The 234-nt window shown below is 63.2% G+C and carries 1 protein-coding gene; it reads left to right on the top strand.

Annotated elements, in window-relative coordinates; all coding sequences use genetic code 11:
* On the top strand, window positions 1-234 hold a 234-nt coding region (locus FNJ47_RS49060; protein ID WP_430649508.1), incomplete at both ends, for a hypothetical protein.

The raw sequence follows: 234 nt of genomic DNA, 5'->3' as shown, positions 1-234 counted from the left end.
TGTCCGATCCAAGCAATGCCACGTATCAGTTGCAGCTGTGGGATTCGAACGGCACGGTGGCCGGTGGCGAGTTCCTGATCAACGGCGTGGCGCAGACCGCAGGCCATGCGATCAATGTGCCGTCGGGCGCCAATGTGGTGTTCGATGCCGGGACGTCAGCCGGCACCGATACGCTGTGGGCGCAGCTCATTCAGAACGGCACGGCGAGTGGCTGGAAGCAGTTTGCGGTCTCGG

This window comes from Bradyrhizobium uaiense (assembly GCF_010811875.1).
In the GTDB taxonomy this organism is placed as follows: domain Bacteria; phylum Pseudomonadota; class Alphaproteobacteria; order Rhizobiales; family Xanthobacteraceae; genus Bradyrhizobium; species Bradyrhizobium uaiense.
Note: the sequence above shows the minus strand (reverse complement) of the source record. Positions and strands in the feature narration are given on the sequence as shown.